The organism is Dyella monticola, assembly GCF_003363155.1.
In the GTDB taxonomy this organism is placed as follows: domain Bacteria; phylum Pseudomonadota; class Gammaproteobacteria; order Xanthomonadales; family Rhodanobacteraceae; genus Dyella_B; species Dyella_B monticola.
In genome coordinates this window covers 138,209-154,137 of sequence record NZ_QRBE01000012.1, presented here as the reverse complement: position 1 = coordinate 154,137, position 15,929 = coordinate 138,209, and the positions used below count along the sequence as shown (strand labels likewise).

16 protein-coding genes and 1 other RNA gene are annotated in these 15,929 nt (G+C 57.7%); 6 read left to right on the top strand and 11 right to left on the bottom strand.

Features of this window, described 5'->3' with window-relative positions:
* Nucleotides 1-977: hypothetical protein (locus tag DWU98_RS22005; RefSeq protein ID WP_158545106.1), on the top strand; the 977-nt coding region annotated here is incomplete at its 5' end.
* A gap of 51 nt (nucleotides 978-1,028) precedes the next feature.
* On the opposite strand, the gene DWU98_RS17570 is transcribed toward DWU98_RS22005, so the two are convergent.
* The 7 genes from DWU98_RS17570 to ssrA form a co-directional block, all read right to left on the bottom strand.
* Nucleotides 1,029-1,700, bottom strand: coding sequence for a S1 family peptidase (locus tag DWU98_RS17570; protein ID WP_115496866.1), 672 nt, complete (start codon nucleotides 1,698-1,700; stop codon nucleotides 1,029-1,031).
* Between the two features lie 44 nt (nucleotides 1,701-1,744).
* Nucleotides 1,745-2,296, bottom strand: a complete 552-nt coding sequence (locus tag DWU98_RS17565) for a DUF5615 family PIN-like protein (RefSeq protein WP_115496865.1) — start codon at nucleotides 2,294-2,296, stop codon at nucleotides 1,745-1,747.
* A 66-nt stretch (nucleotides 2,297-2,362) separates the two neighbouring features.
* Nucleotides 2,363-3,427 (bottom strand): hypothetical protein, encoded by a 1,065-nt coding sequence (locus DWU98_RS17560; protein ID WP_147293362.1) that lies wholly within the window; start codon nucleotides 3,425-3,427, stop codon nucleotides 2,363-2,365.
* Nucleotides 3,428-3,517: 90 nt separating this feature from the next.
* A complete protein-coding gene (locus tag DWU98_RS17555) occupies nucleotides 3,518-5,122 on the bottom strand; it encodes a hypothetical protein (RefSeq protein WP_147293361.1) in 1,605 nt (534 codons plus the stop codon).
* Nucleotides 5,123-5,334: 212 nt separating this feature from the next.
* The gene (locus DWU98_RS22315) at nucleotides 5,335-5,892 is read right to left on the bottom strand and encodes a hypothetical protein (RefSeq protein WP_230474906.1); all 558 of its coding nucleotides are present in this window, start codon (nucleotides 5,890-5,892) and stop codon (nucleotides 5,335-5,337) included.
* A gap of 243 nt (nucleotides 5,893-6,135) precedes the next feature.
* On the bottom strand, nucleotides 6,136-7,398 hold the full coding sequence (locus DWU98_RS17545) for a tyrosine-type recombinase/integrase (RefSeq protein ID WP_115496861.1): 1,263 nt from the start codon (nucleotides 7,396-7,398) through the stop codon (nucleotides 6,136-6,138).
* A 195-nt stretch (nucleotides 7,399-7,593) separates the two neighbouring features.
* Nucleotides 7,594-7,945, bottom strand: a transfer-messenger RNA (tmRNA) gene (gene ssrA / locus DWU98_RS17540).
* A gap of 218 nt (nucleotides 7,946-8,163) precedes the next feature.
* Here ssrA and DWU98_RS17535 point away from each other — a divergent pair.
* A complete protein-coding gene (locus DWU98_RS17535) occupies nucleotides 8,164-8,949 on the top strand; it encodes a hypothetical protein (RefSeq protein ID WP_147293360.1) in 786 nt (261 codons plus the stop codon).
* A gap of 108 nt (nucleotides 8,950-9,057) precedes the next feature.
* On the opposite strand, the gene smpB is transcribed toward DWU98_RS17535, so the two are convergent.
* Nucleotides 9,058-9,552, bottom strand: a complete 495-nt coding sequence (gene smpB, locus DWU98_RS17530; RefSeq protein ID WP_115496859.1) for an SsrA-binding protein SmpB — start codon at nucleotides 9,550-9,552, stop codon at nucleotides 9,058-9,060.
* 78 nt (nucleotides 9,553-9,630) lie between these two features.
* Between smpB and DWU98_RS17525 the strand changes: the two genes are divergently transcribed.
* Together DWU98_RS17525 and DWU98_RS17520 are read left to right on the top strand one after the other, a co-directional pair.
* Entirely contained in the window at nucleotides 9,631-10,062 is a 432-nt protein-coding gene (locus tag DWU98_RS17525) for a type II toxin-antitoxin system RatA family toxin (RefSeq protein WP_115496858.1), read from the top strand.
* Nucleotides 10,055-10,330: an RnfH family protein gene (locus DWU98_RS17520; protein ID WP_115496857.1), complete on the top strand. Its 276-nt coding sequence runs from the start codon at nucleotides 10,055-10,057 to the stop codon at nucleotides 10,328-10,330. Before DWU98_RS17525 ends, DWU98_RS17520 begins: the two co-directional genes overlap by 8 nt.
* Nucleotides 10,331-10,350: 20 nt before the next feature.
* Here the strand turns inward: DWU98_RS17520 and DWU98_RS17515 are convergent, their stop codons facing one another.
* Nucleotides 10,351-10,836 carry an outer membrane protein assembly factor BamE gene (locus DWU98_RS17515; protein ID WP_115496856.1) on the bottom strand — a complete coding sequence of 162 codons (486 nt, stop codon included), beginning with the start codon at nucleotides 10,834-10,836 and terminating at the stop codon, nucleotides 10,351-10,353.
* 74 nt (nucleotides 10,837-10,910) lie between these two features.
* On the opposite strand from DWU98_RS17515, the gene fur reads away from it, so the two are divergent.
* Nucleotides 10,911-11,330, top strand: a complete 420-nt coding sequence (gene fur, locus DWU98_RS17510) for a ferric iron uptake transcriptional regulator (protein WP_115496882.1) — start codon at nucleotides 10,911-10,913, stop codon at nucleotides 11,328-11,330.
* A 398-nt stretch (nucleotides 11,331-11,728) separates the two neighbouring features.
* On the opposite strand, the gene DWU98_RS17505 is transcribed toward fur, so the two are convergent.
* Nucleotides 11,729-13,318, bottom strand: a complete 1,590-nt coding sequence (locus DWU98_RS17505; RefSeq protein WP_115496855.1) for an MASE1 domain-containing sensor histidine kinase — start codon at nucleotides 13,316-13,318, stop codon at nucleotides 11,729-11,731.
* Nucleotides 13,319-13,400: 82 nt separating this feature from the next.
* Between DWU98_RS17505 and DWU98_RS17500 the strand changes: the two genes are divergently transcribed.
* Nucleotides 13,401-14,036, top strand: a complete 636-nt coding sequence (locus DWU98_RS17500) for a response regulator (RefSeq protein ID WP_115496854.1) — start codon at nucleotides 13,401-13,403, stop codon at nucleotides 14,034-14,036.
* Between the two features lie 127 nt (nucleotides 14,037-14,163).
* Here DWU98_RS17500 and recN read toward each other — a convergent pair whose 3' ends face one another.
* A complete protein-coding gene (gene recN / locus DWU98_RS17495; RefSeq protein ID WP_115496853.1) occupies nucleotides 14,164-15,837 on the bottom strand; it encodes a DNA repair protein RecN in 1,674 nt (557 codons plus the stop codon).
* Nucleotides 15,838-15,929 lie beyond the last annotated feature (92 nt).

Below are 15,929 nucleotides of genomic sequence, written 5' to 3'. Positions count from 1 at the left end.
TTCCCGATAACGGCTTTGCCCAAAGCCGCTTAAACCACGCAGGCAATCCACTTATCCAACCGGGCTTCGCTGTTCAAACCACTGGGGCCAGCTCTGACGTCCTGCAATGGTTGTCATTGAACCAATATCACCACCCGGCGGGCGTACCGTCCATTGCAGTCGCTGTTTATCCCCCAGCCGCAATTGCGTTAGCCGAAAGCTCTCTTTCGGATGAGAAACTGTCATTAGCTATCGACGTAATGCCGACAGTTGAGAGTTCAACCATTAGCGTTGCCGTGATTGGCCAACCGCCCAAAGGCATTACTTTGCGAAAGCAAGTTAGTGAGACCTTGGAGTGGGACGCGTACGGAAAAGGTGAGCGCATTCGAGGCATGGGTACTGTCGGGCTGCCTGGCGCCCACAGCGCGCTTATAGCGTTGTCTATCGGAAATATAAATGTTCAGCGACAATGGTTCATTGATCCAACGCTTTCGCAAAACATCCGATACACAATGTCGCATGTATTTGACAACGGGCTGGTAAAGATAAGAGAGCGCTTGAAGACCTCTGATAGCCGAGCCTTTGAGAAGGCGGTCGCTGCGCTGTTATTCATTAGCGGATTTGCACCGCAGCTACCAATAGCTGATGATGGCCCTGATATCGTTGGGGTAACTCCCGGCGGCCAAGTGCTTCTCGTTGAATGCACGTTGAAAACGACTGACGTCATGTCGAAAATTGGCAACTTGGTTTCGCGCCGAGAGGCGCTGCGAAGTGTATTTGTGCGCGAAAAGAGAGCTAACAAAATTCTAACCGTGCTGGTATGTCAATCCCCGAGATCTCATATCCCTCAGAGCGATATCGATCTCGCTAAGCACGGTGTGCTGCTCTTAACGAAGGAAAACATCGAAAATCACTTGGTGACCGTACAGAACCCGCTCGATGCGGACGAGATTTGTGGTCGCATCGATACCAGACTCCGGGAGTTACAAACAGGATAGATCTACCCGTGACTGTTTCTCGGGAATGTGCGCAACCTGCCCATCGATTTCTCATCGCTGGAAACGACCGATTAGCTCGACCGCATGCCTGACCCCGTATGCGCGAAGTAGTCCAGTGTTCAACTCGACGTAGTCACCTGTCGGTTCGCCTTTTTTTCCAATTATTGGTTCCCGGTGTGTCTTGAACCCCGAAATTACACCTGCGATACGAACTTCTTTCGGAGCATCAGGCGCAACGAAGACCACTGGACCTCCTGAAAACCCCTCATTTGACAAGGTGTCTACGAACAACACTTGCGGATTACGAGTGCCAAGGTTAGCTGCGGTTCCTCGCTTAATAAGAGGGCACGGATTGCCGCCGAGTGATTGCCCCACGTCTTCGTGCATCAAGTATGGAAAACCTAGGATATATACATTCTGCCCCAGAACTAGGCCTCCTACGGTTGCCGTAACTGGTAGGTCGGGTGGAGTGAGCTGCTCATGCAGACGCAAAACGGCAATGTCTACTTCGCTCCTGCAAAATGTGATGGCGCTGGATTTGTATTGCGTCCATCGGTTGTTGCGAAACAGCTCTATAGCTTTGTTATCAGCATCCTGATCGAACAAATGCTTCGCAGTGACGAGATATTCGATGCCGTGCACTTCGATGGTGAACGCCGTTCCATATCGTGCGGCCTTGATGAAGAAGAATCTATTTAAGATATTCGATTGAATCGGAATCATAGAACGCCCAGAGTGAGTGCCACTTCAATTTCAGGTTCAACGCATCAATTGCGCGTACCATCGACAGAGTACTCTTCGATCCAAAGCTGATGCTTGCCTTCGTGGATGCGGTGTCTCTCCCTTGATGTCGCTCCGTCCAAAGATCGATAGCTTTTCGTCCACTCATGGACGGAGGCATCGACCTTGCACCATTTATCGAAAAACTGGGGTGTGCTGAAAACAGGGTCCAGGCATCTAAAGGCAAGACGCATCTCTTCGCCCGTGCCAGAATCAAACTGAAAAACGAAGATCGCAGGGCAACTGATCAGCGGAAAACGTCCGTTGTTCAAATAATCGCGATCGCAACTAAGCAAGATGGTCCTATGTTTTAGTGCATAGGCTGCATGGGCCTCGTCAGGCAGGCCAAGCATATTCGCTTCTACGGCTGTTCTGACCGATGCACCCTTTGATCGGAGCAGTTCTGTGGCGGCAGATGGAAAGTTTTCGTCAGCGTAGAAGCGCGCCTTGGCGCCGCGCTTAAGGTATTCGATAACCTCCAGCGCCTGTTTAGGCGGGCATGGGTCTTTTCTCACTATTTCTAGGAGGTCTTTCCACATAGCTGCCCTTTATCCTATCAGCATCATAGTTTCGTCTAGACGAGAAGCCATCCCTATTCATTGACACTACGATGCCTTTGGGTTGGCCAAAAAGAATAGGGAATTAAAACGATGCTTTTGCCGCAACACCTCAGAAAGCGCCCACGGGGGCAAAAGCATATCGGACAACCATCGCACGCTACCCATTGAGGGCGCGTCTTGCCGAGGGTGTGCAAAAAATGTCGAAGTTTTTTCTTCGAAAAGACCCAGGCCTTCTGGATACAACCGAAGTGCAAAGCGCGGCGCCGTCACATCGAGCAGTCGTTCGTGTTGTTGATATGGACTTGAACTGTCCCAGACGTATTCCGCTAGCCAATCGAGCGCGCGAGTTAAATGCATCATGATCTTGGCCGTCTTCATTGGTGTGCCGGCAGCTGAATATCCGCCCCCTGGTCCGATGTAAGCATGCCCATTGTGGACGTAGGCCGGGTTTCCTCCTCTCATGCGCATCTCATGGATTTCATCCTGAGTTGGCGCACGCCCGGGAAGTACACCTTTCATTCGATGAGGTTCGACGTAATCAGGCCAGTTCCGTGCGAGCGCCTCAAAGATCGCGGGGTCTGAAAAGCCCTTGATGGCTGGATGACGAACCACATCGATCAGTCCCAATTGCTCATTCGTCACCACACAGAATGCCAGCCAATCCGCTGGCTTGGAAAAGTATCGCTCTCGCGGGATCGGTTGATTGCTGAGATGAAAATGCAACACGTTCCACGATGCATAGAGGAAATCAGTCCGGGCGGTTCGATCAGCGCCACTCGTATCGTGCCGTAGCTTCAATCCGCGCCCCTGATACGGATTGATGTCTTCGCCGCGGCACACCCGTCGCAGAAAGTGCTTCAACCCCCGCTTGGCGTCGGAGGGAAGCTGCTTGGGAAATTGATCAGAGAAAATAACCTGTCGTGGCAATGGCGGGACGAAGCGACAGGCGAAGTCGAACCAACGTTCCAGAGGGTCGCTCAGGTGTTCCACTTCCTTCTTGAAGCGAAGACCAAACACTTCGATCAACACACCTGCGATGGCGTCAACGTCCTGCTTGAACGCGTTCCGCATCGATGACTGCGACCGATCAATGTCATTGGTTTGGCTCACACCAACTACCCCTCGCCTCAGTAAACCGCCGACCATCGTAATGTCTGATTTGGGTCGGAAGCAGACATTGCGTTCCAGCCGTTTGTATCCTCAGGAAGTGCCGTTGCCAAGCCACGACTCAAGCTCCACAAAGCTGCATCCAGAAAGGAGACCCTTGGGCGTCGTGCAGACATCCGGCATATGCATCACAAACACTGGAAGCGGTGTGCAGACCACGCCTTCGATAAGGTCGAAGTTCGAGAAATCATAGTTATCACCAACGGGGTTGCGTTGAAGAAAGGTAACCTTCTTCTCCCAATCCCGGATGGCGCCGAGCAACAGTGATTCACGGTTGCGAATTACTCGGAAATCGCCTGCATCGTATTGTGGCGAATAGATCGTGCTCTTACAGGAGACGAGCAGAAGTTGATTGTCCTTGCAGCCAATGGCATCAATGTCTGTCAGGTGCTTTCCGCCAAGCCGCAAAGTTAGTCCACGCATATTTCGAACGGTGGTGGGCGCTTGCCACGGCGACTCATCCAAGAGCCCTTGAACACGGAGCTCGAAAAGGTTGGATCGGGTATTCGCAGCCTCGCCATCCCGTGCGAAGTCACTGATCAACGTGTTGAGCCGCACCGATGCCGAATACAGATCGAGCAAAACCTCGTCGTCGTCGATCCTCAAGACCGGACCTGCTACGAGTGGCCAACTCATGCCTCGCATACCTTTGATGATGTCTATCCACTCTACAGCGGACACTATTCCGGACCACGCAACAAGTTTCTTGAATCGAGCCGGAAGCCGAGTGTAAGCGTCTTCGAAGACTTGCTCGAGCTTCTCACGCCTCCAGCGCAGGTACCCGCGCTGGAGCGCGCCGGAGATTTGGCGGTGATTCCAGAGGAACTCGTAGAGTGCTGATAGAAGGCATCCCAGGGCCGCGACTTCTTTCGCAATGGACGGATCACGCGGCGTTGGTTCGTGAAGAATGACTTTGATGTACGGCCCAAAATCAACCGTGTGTGGCACGTAGCGAGTGACTGTCTCGGCTTTCAGTGCAGGCGGACCTGGTAAATCAGGTACGCGCATGATGAACGGTTCTGACTGGATAAATGCCGTAATCGCGGCGTCGCCTCCCGAATCGGGGATCGCTATATTGCCCGAGTGAGCCAAGTAAGAGGAGCTGGCGTCCATGCGCTGATCGTACGCGTAGGCGGCTTGCCGCAATTCATCCGATGGCTCTGCTTGTGGTGGCCCCCGTTTGGCAAATCGGACGGGGGCTCCTTTATTCGCCCAACGGTAGGTTTGGTGAAGGTTGGACAGATAGCGCACACCTGCGCAGAAGCGCCAAACTCGCGCTGCATCTGATTCCGCAAGCACGTAAGCGAGTTGATTCGAGGCGATGCGCGCGCCGCCCCGGGCGGTAGAGTGTCCCGAAATTGTCTCCGCCAAAGCCAGGTCGTATCCGAATGTCGTCGAAAGATCACCTTTGAACACACTGGGATCGACGCGTCGAAGGGTCCACAGCCATTGCACCGGACTGTAAATGGAAGCCCAGCGGGTGAGTGCCTGCTCGACAATGGAAATCAACTCAGTGAGTAACTCCGCTACGTCATCCCCGCTAAGCACGATGGCGCGGACATCTTTAGAACGTTTAACATGCTGGTTGACGAGGGCTTGGAGTTCAACAACGGCGGTCCCCGCAGCTCGCTTCGTCATGGACCTTGCCATGAGCGCCGTTAAGCAGCCCTCGGATGCGTCAACTAGGAGAGGCAAACCCTTGCTCCAAACGTATTCACTAAATTCTCAACAACCACGACGGCGCTTCCGCCTTCACACTGAGTCGTATAGCGCCTATACGCCTTCTGAAACCCCATTCAAGTCTGACCCAAATAATGTCCGCTTGGGGTCGATAGTGGACATGACCCTACTTAACTTTGCTTTCGGTGATCATGAGGGACCTTTCTAAGCACTCCGCTGGAAATGGGTAGCGCGTCCGGCGGTAGGTAATATGCAAAAAACGGAGCTGTCTCGGTGCAGGACCGCAGCGCCTGAAGGTTATTAAGTTGGACGTGACACGCTGTGCTTACCACCATGACGTCACGAACTGTGCAAGTGTGTGTCTCCTTGCTCAGCTTGTCCTTCCTTCCGTGAATGTCCACGAATACGAATTCACCAGACCTTTCTTGTGATCTGTACCAGTACGCATGGATGTACCGGTTACGTTCTTCAAGGATTACTTCAAACCTATCGCAAAGTGCTGAATAGAGCTTTGAGACTTCATCCGTCTTCCCTGCGGATTTCAGCCTCAACCGCTTGAGCTTCTCTGATGGTGAGAGCGTTAGCACCTCCTTGTAGAGGATTTCCTTATCCAAGTTTTCCGCGAACCCTACAAGATGAGCGAACACGAACTCATAGTTCGCGAAGCTAATGGCGATACTACCAAGCGCTTCAGCGAGCTCATACGGCCATAGTGGATTTCTCTGCATGCCCATCTCCGCGAGGTGGTTTACTCAGATTGTCGGGCGTATCAGCGTCATCGAAAACGAAATGTCCGCGCTCGGCGGGAAGTGGACCTTTTCAAAATATAGCCGGTGGTGCCTGACAGCAGTAGGCCCTCCATCCTTGTTCAGCGCCGGCAGGTTGTTCAGGATTCGCTGGAATAATTGCTCACTGTGACCGGAATCCGCAGAACCACATGCGTCGGCGCGCATGCGATCGTATCACTTGGGTTATGCGGTTCGCTTGAACTGATGCAACTTGTCCGCTTCAGCCATTGGCTTGCCGGTCCGCAGCGAGTCGAGATAGTCGGCCCACGTCTGCATCATGGCCGTGCGTTCTGTCAGAAACTTCGTGCGGTTGTACGCGGTGCCATGAACGTCTTTCACCGCATGCGCGAGCTGCATCTCCAGCCACTCGACGCGCAGACCCAGCACCTCATCACCAAGCGTGCGGAAGATGGCACGCACCCCGTGGCCGGTCATTTGATCGCTGGTGTAATCCATCCTGCGCAACGCGGACAGGATGGCGTTATCGGACATTGCACGCGATCCGTTCGGCGTGCGCGCGGACGGGAAGACGTACTTGCCGCGACCGGTGATCGCATACACCTCGCGCAGGATATCGATAGCCTGGACGCTGAGCGGAACAAGGTGATCAGCGCCGCCCTTCATCTTGTCACCGGGTATCATCCATCGCGCAGCGTCGAGGTCTATCTCTGACCATTCCGCATGGCGCAGCTCACCAGGCCGCACGGCCGTCAACATCGCGAGCTGCAGCGCGTACCTCACGACACCCGAACCGGTGTATGCGTGGATCGCGCGCATTAGTGCCACGACTTCATCCGGTGACGTGAGCGCGGCGTGGCTCGATTTCTTGACCGGAGATATGCCGATATCTACAGACGCGAACGGCACGCGCTCGATGCGCAGTGTTTTGGAAGCGTAGGCGAGCACCTGTAGGAGGTTGGACAGAACGCGGCGCTCAGTCTCCGGCTTGTTGCGCTTCGCTATGCGGTTGACGATATCCATCGCGTGGGCCTTGCCAACATCAGCCACGGGTAGCTTGCCGATGAAAGGGAATACGTTGTACTCCAGGCGACCCATCACAGTCTTCGCCTGCGAGGGCTTCCATGTCGCGCACATCTTTGCGTGCCACTCGCGAGCGACCAGCTCGAATGTGGAGCCGGCGGCTTCGATCCGTGCGTTTTGATCCGTTCGTTTCTGCTGCACCGGATCGATACCCTTCGCGATCAGTGTGCGCTTCTTATCAGCTTCAGCGCGCGCAGTGGCAAGTGACACGGCGGGGTAGGCGCCGAGACCCATGCGACGCTCGACCTTGTCCAGCGTGTACTTCATCCGCCAGAACTTCGCGCCCTGCGGACTTATCTCTAGGTACAAACCATTGCCGTCATACAGGCGCGTCGGAGTCTTTCCAGTGCCAGGCTTGGCGTTGGCTACCTGCGTGGAGGTGAGAGGTTTGACGGTTCGCGCCATAGTGATATGAGTCTGGGGTGGATGCGGTTCATATCCTAATCCGTATCACTAAAAAATCGCTATGGGTCGCGACACATCAAGACAGCTTTGACACTTCGCGGGCAACAAAAAAGGCCGGAACCGTTGATGTTGCTGGGTTTCCGACCTTTTGAGTTTTACATTCGCGACACATCAAAACTGGTCGCTACAGGTTTTTGGTGGAGGTGGCGGGAGTCGAACCCGCGTCCGAAGGCGCTTGACGCCCGGTACTACATGCTTAGCTCACTGTTGAATCTCATCCCGCGACAGCACAGCGTGCGAGGCGCATCGAAGGACCAGCCTGCTTGATTTAACCCTGGCCGACAGGCGGCGGCTTTGGGCGATCCCGTGATAATGACCCTACATCCACTAGCACAGGCACACGTGGGTTCGGGGCTAGGCCTTAAGCGGCCAGAGCGTAGTTGTCGTCGTTGGCAACTATAAGTTTGCTGCTGGATTAACGAGGAAAGCTGCCCCCTCGGCATGCACCAAGCTATCTCACTACCCCCGTCGAAGCCAGAACACCCCCGGGGAAAAACAGATCGCTGGATCGACTAGTATGGGCGTTGATGGGTGCTACATCAAGTTATGCGGGTGTTCGGGTAGCCCCCCTGCGAGTCACTGCGCTGCATGCGCGAAAACACGAGGTTTTAACGTGAGCGCCAATACCTTCTTGATGGGCTTGGTCGCTTTGCGGTCAAGGTGCCTGAAGCTGGGTAGTCACGGCTTGGCATAAGGGGGAATTCCATGTCTATGTGGGAAACGCTCGGTTGGGCGATGAAGCGGGTCGGCAAGGCCACGGGCAGTCAGAAGCTGATCGAGAAAGGGCGGCAGTGGCAATACGGACATCTGTCGCCGGAGCAGTTGATGCGGCAGCATCCATCGGCGTTCTTGCGCACTTATGCGGTGCAGTCGCATTTGGAAGCGCCGGACCGGGTGGGCGCTCTGGCGAATACCCAGCGAACCTTTCAATTGCGGCATGACCTGGGAAACGCCACGGCTTTCCCGCACAGCATGACGCACATTCACGGCAATGATGGCGTAACGCGCACGCCCAAGGCGCATCTGCATTTGATCTTTGACACGGACGCGGCCGCGCATCATGGGGCGCATCAGTCGCCGCAGGCTGGCGCCAATTTCCAGGCGGCGTTTTTGCCGATGCGACAGGTGGCGCACGACAAGTTTGGCGGCGGTCTGCGCTTGACCGATCAGCAGATTCCGCAATGGCAGACTGGAACGATCAGCCGCTCTGCGCTCCACCGGCAGCACGAGGATCTCACGCTGACGACGCAGTTGAGTGGCTGCACTATCGCCAAGCGCCGGGACAATATGCTGCATTTACGCCCGGCTGAAGACGGCGCGACAATGCATGGAACCCTGCCGCGCGCAAGCACGTTTGGTCGATTGGATTATCCAGGGCAGGGCGATCAGGCGTTTGTGATGATGAAGCAGAAGAACGGTCGCACGCGGGTTTATTTCCAGCGCCACGACCCGAATACGGGTCACATGCATAGCGGGAAGAAAGACTTGTAGTGCGGCTTGCGCAGGACAAAGCGGAAAGGGGTGAGCCGTAACCGAAAAGCCCCGACTGCGGCGCTTTTCTTTTACTCATCAACCCTCTTCACGCTTTCGCTTTATCTCTCACGCTTCGCGATTGTGCGAGCGCATGGTGCGCTGCTTTTCGCGCTGCCAGTCGCGCTCTTTTTCGGTGTTGCGTTTGTCGTGTTCCTGCTTGCCGCGCGCGAGGCCAATTTCCACTTTGACCTTGTTGCCTTTCCAGTACATGGCGATCGGCACAAGGGTGTAGCCCTTGCGTTCCACCGCACCGATGAGCTGGTCGATTTCCTGACGATGCAACAGCAGCTTGCGCGTGCGGCGGTCGACCGGCACCACGTGAGTAGAGGCGCTGATCAGCGGCGGAATGGAAGTGCCGATGAGGAAGATCTCGCCTTTGAGTACCACGGCATAGCCGTCGCCGAAGTTGATGCGGCCGGCACGCAGCGCCTTCAGCTCCCAGCCTTGCAGGGCAACGCCCGCCTCGAAGCGCTGGTCGATGTGATACTCGTGGCGGGCGCGCTTGTTGAGCGCGATAGTGCCGCCGGCATCTTTCTTGTCTTTGTCCTTTGCTTTTGCCATGTCCGCTAAACTTTGCGCCGTCGCCCCCGCACAGGCTATCTGTCTACGGGCTCGACCTTAGATTCCAATGAGGGTGCCGTGATCCAAATCCGCCGCAGTGCCTTGGTGAAGTATTCGCCGGCGCAGATGTTCGATCTGGTCAATGAGGTCGAAGCATACCCAAAGCGCTTCGCTTGGTGTGCCACCGCCGAGGTGATCGAGCGGGGGGATAACATGCTGGTGGCACGGCTGGATCTCAAGTTCGCCGGCTTTCACCACAGCTTTACCACCCGCAATACGATCCATCGGCCGCAGCGCCTGCAGGTGAGCCTGGTGAACGGGCCGTTCCGCAGCCTGGAAGGTTTCTGGGATTTCATTCCGCTCGGCACGGACGGTTGCAAGGTCGCGCTGGAGCTGGATTTCGATTATGCCGGCCGCCTGGGTGGCGCGGCCTTGAAGCTGGGTTTCCAGGGTTTGGCCAACCGCATGGTGGATGATTTCTGCCACGAGGCGGAAAAGGTCTATGGCTGAGCGCATCACCGTGGAGGTTGCTTGTGCCACACCGGAGCGCCAGCTCGTACGTCGCGTGGATTTGCCTGCCGGCAGTACGGCGATACAGGCGGTGGAGCAATCGGGCATCTTGCAGGATATGCCGCAGATGCCGTTCGACCCGTCGCGATTGGGCATTTTCTCGCGCCGCGTGCCACCGCAGGAACCGCTGCACGATGGCGACCGGGTAGAAATCTACCGGCCGCTCACGCTTGATCCGAAGGACGCCAGGCGCCGCCGCGCGGGTTGAAGCGGGCGGACAGGTCCGGCTTAGTTGCCGCCACCACCGTTGTCGCCGCCGCCATTATCGCCGCCGTTGCTGCCACCGCTATCACCGCCGGCGTCCGGGTTCTTGTCACCCGAGTTGTCGTTGACGTTGTAGTTGGTCTTGTATTTGTTGCTCTGCTGGACGAGCTTCTGCGCATCCTGGAAGTAGAGCGTGCCTTCGGTACGCACCAGCACATCATTGTTGAAGTACAGGCTCATGGCATTGAGCTTCATCTTCTCTCCACGATGCGAATACGTGGAGACGTAATCCCAGCGGTTCTGGTTGAACGGCGTGGCGACGGAAGGCGTGCCCAACAGCACCAGTACCTGGCGTTTGGTCAGACCCGGCTTGAGCTGGTCGGCAAGATTCTTGTCGATGGTTTTATCGAAAAGATTGCCCTGGGCCACGTCGGGGGTATACACGATATGGCAGCCGGCCAGGGAAAGTGCCAGCGTGGCGAAGCCCAGTGTGCGAATCAGCTTTTGCATCAGTAGTGCGTCCGGATCGTGAAGGTGTGGATGATACACTATGGCTCGATTTGGCCGTGTATCGGGAGCTTGCAATGGAGCAGGAAACTCAAGAACTCCGTAAAGCCGGGTTGAAGGTGACCCACCCCCGGATGCGCATTCTCCAGATCTTCGAAGAAGATGGCGTTCGCCATCTCACCGCCGAAGATGTCTACAAGAAGCTGCTGGCCCATCAGGAAGATATCGGCCTGGCTACGGTCTACCGGGTGCTGACCCAATTCGAGGCCGCCGGCATCCTCAGCAAGCACAACTTCGAGGGCGGGCAGGCAGTCTACGAGCTGGATCGTGGCCAGCACCACGATCACATGATCGATGTGGACACCGGAAAAGTAATCGAGTTCGTCAGTGAAGAGATCGAGCGGCTGCAGCGCGATATTGCGGCCAAGCACGGCTATGAGATTCAGGATCACAGCCTGGTGCTGTATGTGAAGCCGATGGGTGGTAAGAGGCGGTAGGGCTTTCGACCCCTTACCTCCCGGCAAGCTTGAGCGACCCCACCCCAGCCCTCCCATGCGAGGAGGGGAGGGAGCGCATTTGGTTTCACGGAGATTTGGCGCGGCCTTGAGCCCACAACAGGCAAGGTGGAAAGACGGGCATAAAAAAAGCCGCGGGAGGACTCCTGTCCGCCCTACGGCTTACCGTTGTCTCTTGACGTGCGACGTATCCGAATTGCTCGTGCTACGCGCAAATTGTCCAGACTCCGGCGGAATGGCGTCCTGCCATTCTTCGAGCCCGCCGTCCCCACGGCTGACTCGTGCTCGCCGTCTTGCGACGGCGGCTCCCCCACATCGATGGGACTGATCCTAACGAAGCCTTTACGAAGTCGGTATTGGAAAATTTCCTAGTTACAGTGTCACAAGTCACTGGTTTCGCCACGAGAAATGCTGCTTCGCAGCAAAATACGCAGGTGTACGCCCTGGTGGTCGGGGCGCAGCCGGAACAGTCCGCCCAGTGATGTAACGCGGTCGCGCATGCCTTGGAGGCCCCGCCCGCCGCGTGGTACGCGCTCGGGCAGACCCACCCCGTTGTCGCGAATATCCAGCAGCGCCAATGCCGCGCCGGCACGTTCGCCAATGCGCAGGCGCAATCGAAATTCCGTCGCTTGGGCGTGTTTTACCGCGTTGGTGGCGCTTTCTTGTGCGAGCCGGTAGATCGCGGTGCGGATGTCTTCCTCGAGCAGTCGAGGGTCGCCATGCAGTTCCGTGTGATACGCCATGTCGGCGGTGGCGAGCAGATCGCGAATGGGGCCTTCATCCAGTGCGCGCATCAAACCGAATTCATCGAGCACCGCAGGGCGAAGGTCATCCAGCACGCGATGCAGTGCGCGGCGCATGTGGCCGAGGATGCCATTGATCGCGGCACCGATGTCTTCCATGCCGCCTTGTTTCAGACGGTTCTGCGCGAGTTTTACATGCGTCTGGATGGCGGTGAGGTTCTGACCCAATTCATCGTGCAATTCCGCAGCCATGTGCCGCCGCTGATTTTCTTCGGCCTGCATGTTGCCGCGCGCAGCATCGCGCAGTTGTCGGGCCAGGTGATCCAGTCGCCGATTTACCGCGGCGAGATACACGTTCTGCTCCGCCACGCGCGCGCTGCTGCGGCGGAGCGCGTCGGTGGCCGAGCCGAGCATCAATGCACCGGTGCCGGCCACCGCAAGGAACATATGCGAGGACGCCGTCGGGATGACATGCGTGAACACGCGATCGACCAGCGCCATGCCCAGACTCGATACCAACATCGACAGACTCGCCCCGCGCCATCCATGCCGGAAGGCGAAGAAGAGCACGGGTGCGAGCGACAGGATTCGTGCGAATTCGCGCTGCGGTGCTGCCTGCTCAGTGAGGATCAACAAGATCACCAAGGCCGGCAGCATCACCAGCAGACCATCCATCAGCAGTTCCGACATCTCTTGTTTCGATGGAGGCGCGCGCCACAGCATGATCAGTGGGGGCACCAGCAGCAGCAGGCCCACGTAATTGCCAAGCATCTCATCGCCGAGTGCCTGCAACAATCCCGTTGGCGGCATGGGATGGGCAAGGGTCATCATCACCGCATCAGTCGCGGTGGCCGCCACACCGGTGAAGCCAGCGGAGAGCAATAGCCGCGAAACTTCCTCCGGATCTCGCATGCTCGGCCGCAGGTTGGCGCGACGCAGCAATCCCAGGCACAGCGCCACGACCAGCGGCTGCGGCAAATCGCCAAAGGCGAAGACGCGCCAGCCGAGGGTGTAACCGTGAAGGTAGTCGATCAAGCCCGCACCAATCAGTTCGGCGCCGATCAGCCATGCCCAGTAGCGCAGCGGCGATAGCAGCAATACGCCAAAGCGCAGGCCGAACTGCAGGGTCCAGTCAGGCTGCGTGGTGGGCCATAGCAAGGCCCATAACAGGCCATAGCCGAGGCCAACGAGGGGACCGGAGGTGAGGAAGGACGTTTTCAGGCGCATGCACGGATGTTAGCGAGCGGCTGGCAATCTGTGATCGTTCCAGCCTTCCGGAGCGAGCAAAAAGATTTGCTACAGTGCAGCCATGCACAGCATTGTTCTGGTCGACGACCACGCTATTGTCCGCGAAGGGTTCAAACGGCTCATCGAAATGGAGCCGGATCTGGAGGTTGTGGCCGAGTGCCGCAACGCGGACGACGCGGTAGAGGCCATCAGCCAATACCGGCCGGATCTGGTGGCGCTCGACCTTTCGCTGCCCGATGGCAGTGGTCTTCCGTTGATTGAGCATCTGCGCAGCATGGCGACGGGTACCCGCATCGTGGTGCTGAGCATGCACGATGGCGAGCCTTATGTATCGGAAGCCTTGCGGCGTGGCGCGAGCGGTTACGTCACCAAGGGTGTTGCACCGGAAGAATTAGTGGCGGGGTTGCGCGCAGTGATGCGCGGTGAGCAATTTTTGAGCTCCGACTTGCGCCAGCGGCGCGCGGAGCGGCCCAACGATACGCTCGACCCCATTGACCGGCTCACCGCTCGCGAGCATGAAGTGTTTTTGCTGCTCGCTGCCGGGCGTGCGCCCAAGCAGGTGGCGGCAGAGTTGGGGATCGGACAGAAAACCGTCTACATTCATCGCGCCAGCTTGATGGGGAAGCTGGGGGCGGGATCGGAACTGGATCTTTATCGCATCGCCAGCGAGCGTGGGTTGTTGCAGATTCGGACTTGAGGGTGTGCGATGGTTCTCGCCGAGCCATCGCATTTGGGATAAATGGCCGTTTTACCTCACCGTCATTCCGGCGAAGGCACCAGAATGACGGTGAGACGAGTTGAAATTACAGGCGAATACAGACGTACTAAGCCGTCTGCGCCTGCTCCAACATCTTCTTCGCATGCGCCCGCGTTTCGCGGGTGATTTCGACACCGCCCAGCATACGCGCCAGTTCATCGCGTCGGCCTTCGGTGTTCAGCACTTCAATATGCGTATGCGTGGAACCGCCAGCACTTTGCTTGCTTACGCGCAGATGTGCATGACCTTGTGCGGCGACCTGCGGCAAATGCGTCACGCACAACACCTGACAGCGCGAACCCAGTGCACGCAATTTCTGCCCGACGACTTCGGCCACTGCGCCGCCGATGCCGGTATCGACTTCGTCGAAAACCATGCAACCGATGGTGTCCTTGCCCAAGGTCGCCACTTCGATCGCCAGGCTGATGCGCGCCAATTCGCCGCCGGAGGCGACTTTGCGCAAGGGACGTGGCGGTTGGCCCGGGTTGGCACTGACCAGTAGTTCGCAGCGCTCGCGACCTTGTGCATCGGGATCGGTGCTTTCAGAAGGTTCCAACGTCACTTGCAGCACGCCGCCGGCCATGCCCAGTTCGCCCATCAAGGCGCTGACTTCCTTGCCCAATCGCTTGGCGGCGGTTTGCCGTGCTTTGCTCAAGGTCTCGGCAGCCTTGTCGTAGTCACGCTGCACTTGCGTGCGTTGCGCCTGCAGTTTTTCAACGGCTTCGCCGGCGTGTTCCAATTCGGTCAGTTCATTGTGCAGCGCGATCCGTTTGGCATCGAGTTCGGCGACGGGGAGGCGGTGCTTGCGCGAAAGTTCGTGCAGCCGTGTGAGATGGGTATCCACGTCGGCGTACCGTTCCGGATCGAGGTCGACATCTTGTGCATAGCGGCCCAGGCCGTCGACGGCTTCGTTGAGCTGGATCTGCGCGTTGTCGAGCAGTTCGAGCATCGGTGCGAGGCGGTCATCCAGCGCGGCGAGCCGGCCCAGTTCCGCTTGGGCACGGTGCAGTGACGTGCGCAGCGCCAATTCGCTATCGCTGTCGAGCAGATCGACCACGCCGGTGATGCCTTCGGTGAGCTTGCTGGCATTGGCCAGGCGCTTGTGACTGCTTTCCAGCTCCGCCAGTTCCGCCGCTGGGAGCGCCCACTTCTCCAACTCCGAGAGTTCGTGCCGCAGCAGTTCGAGGCGATGCTCGCGATCGTCGCCACCGGCGAGTTTGCGGATGCGCGCACCCAGTTCGCGCCATTGCACGGCCAGGTCACGCACGTGGCCCACGCGCGTTTCGTTTTCAGCGTAGGCGTCGAGCAGGTTCAATTGATGCGGGCGCTCCAACAGCGCCTGATGTTCGTGCTGGCCATGGATTTCCACCAATAGTGCCGCCAGCTCGCCCATCTGGCCGATGGTGGCGGGGCGGCCGTTGATCCAGGCCCGTGAGCTGCCTTCGGCACGGATCACGCGACGCAGCTGGCAGGTGCCGTCTTCGTCCAGTTCTTCGCGCTTGAGCCAGTCGCGTGCCTGGGGAAGATCGGCCAGGTCGAACGCCGCAGCAAGCTCCGCTCGATCGCTGCCGGCGCGCACGATGCCGCTGTCGGCACGTGCGCCGGCCAGCAGCATCAGGGCATCCACCAGCAGGGATTTGCCCGCGCCGGTCTCTCCACTGACCACGGTCAGGCCGGGGCCAAAGACAATGTCGGCTTCTTCGACGACGGCGAGCTGGCGGACGTAGAGGGAGGTGAGCATGGGGTGGCGTTTAGGTGATCGGCGCGATTGTAGAGGGGAGCAGGGAGCGGGACCAGGGAACGTGTTATTTGATCTGCCGGGACGATGTTGGC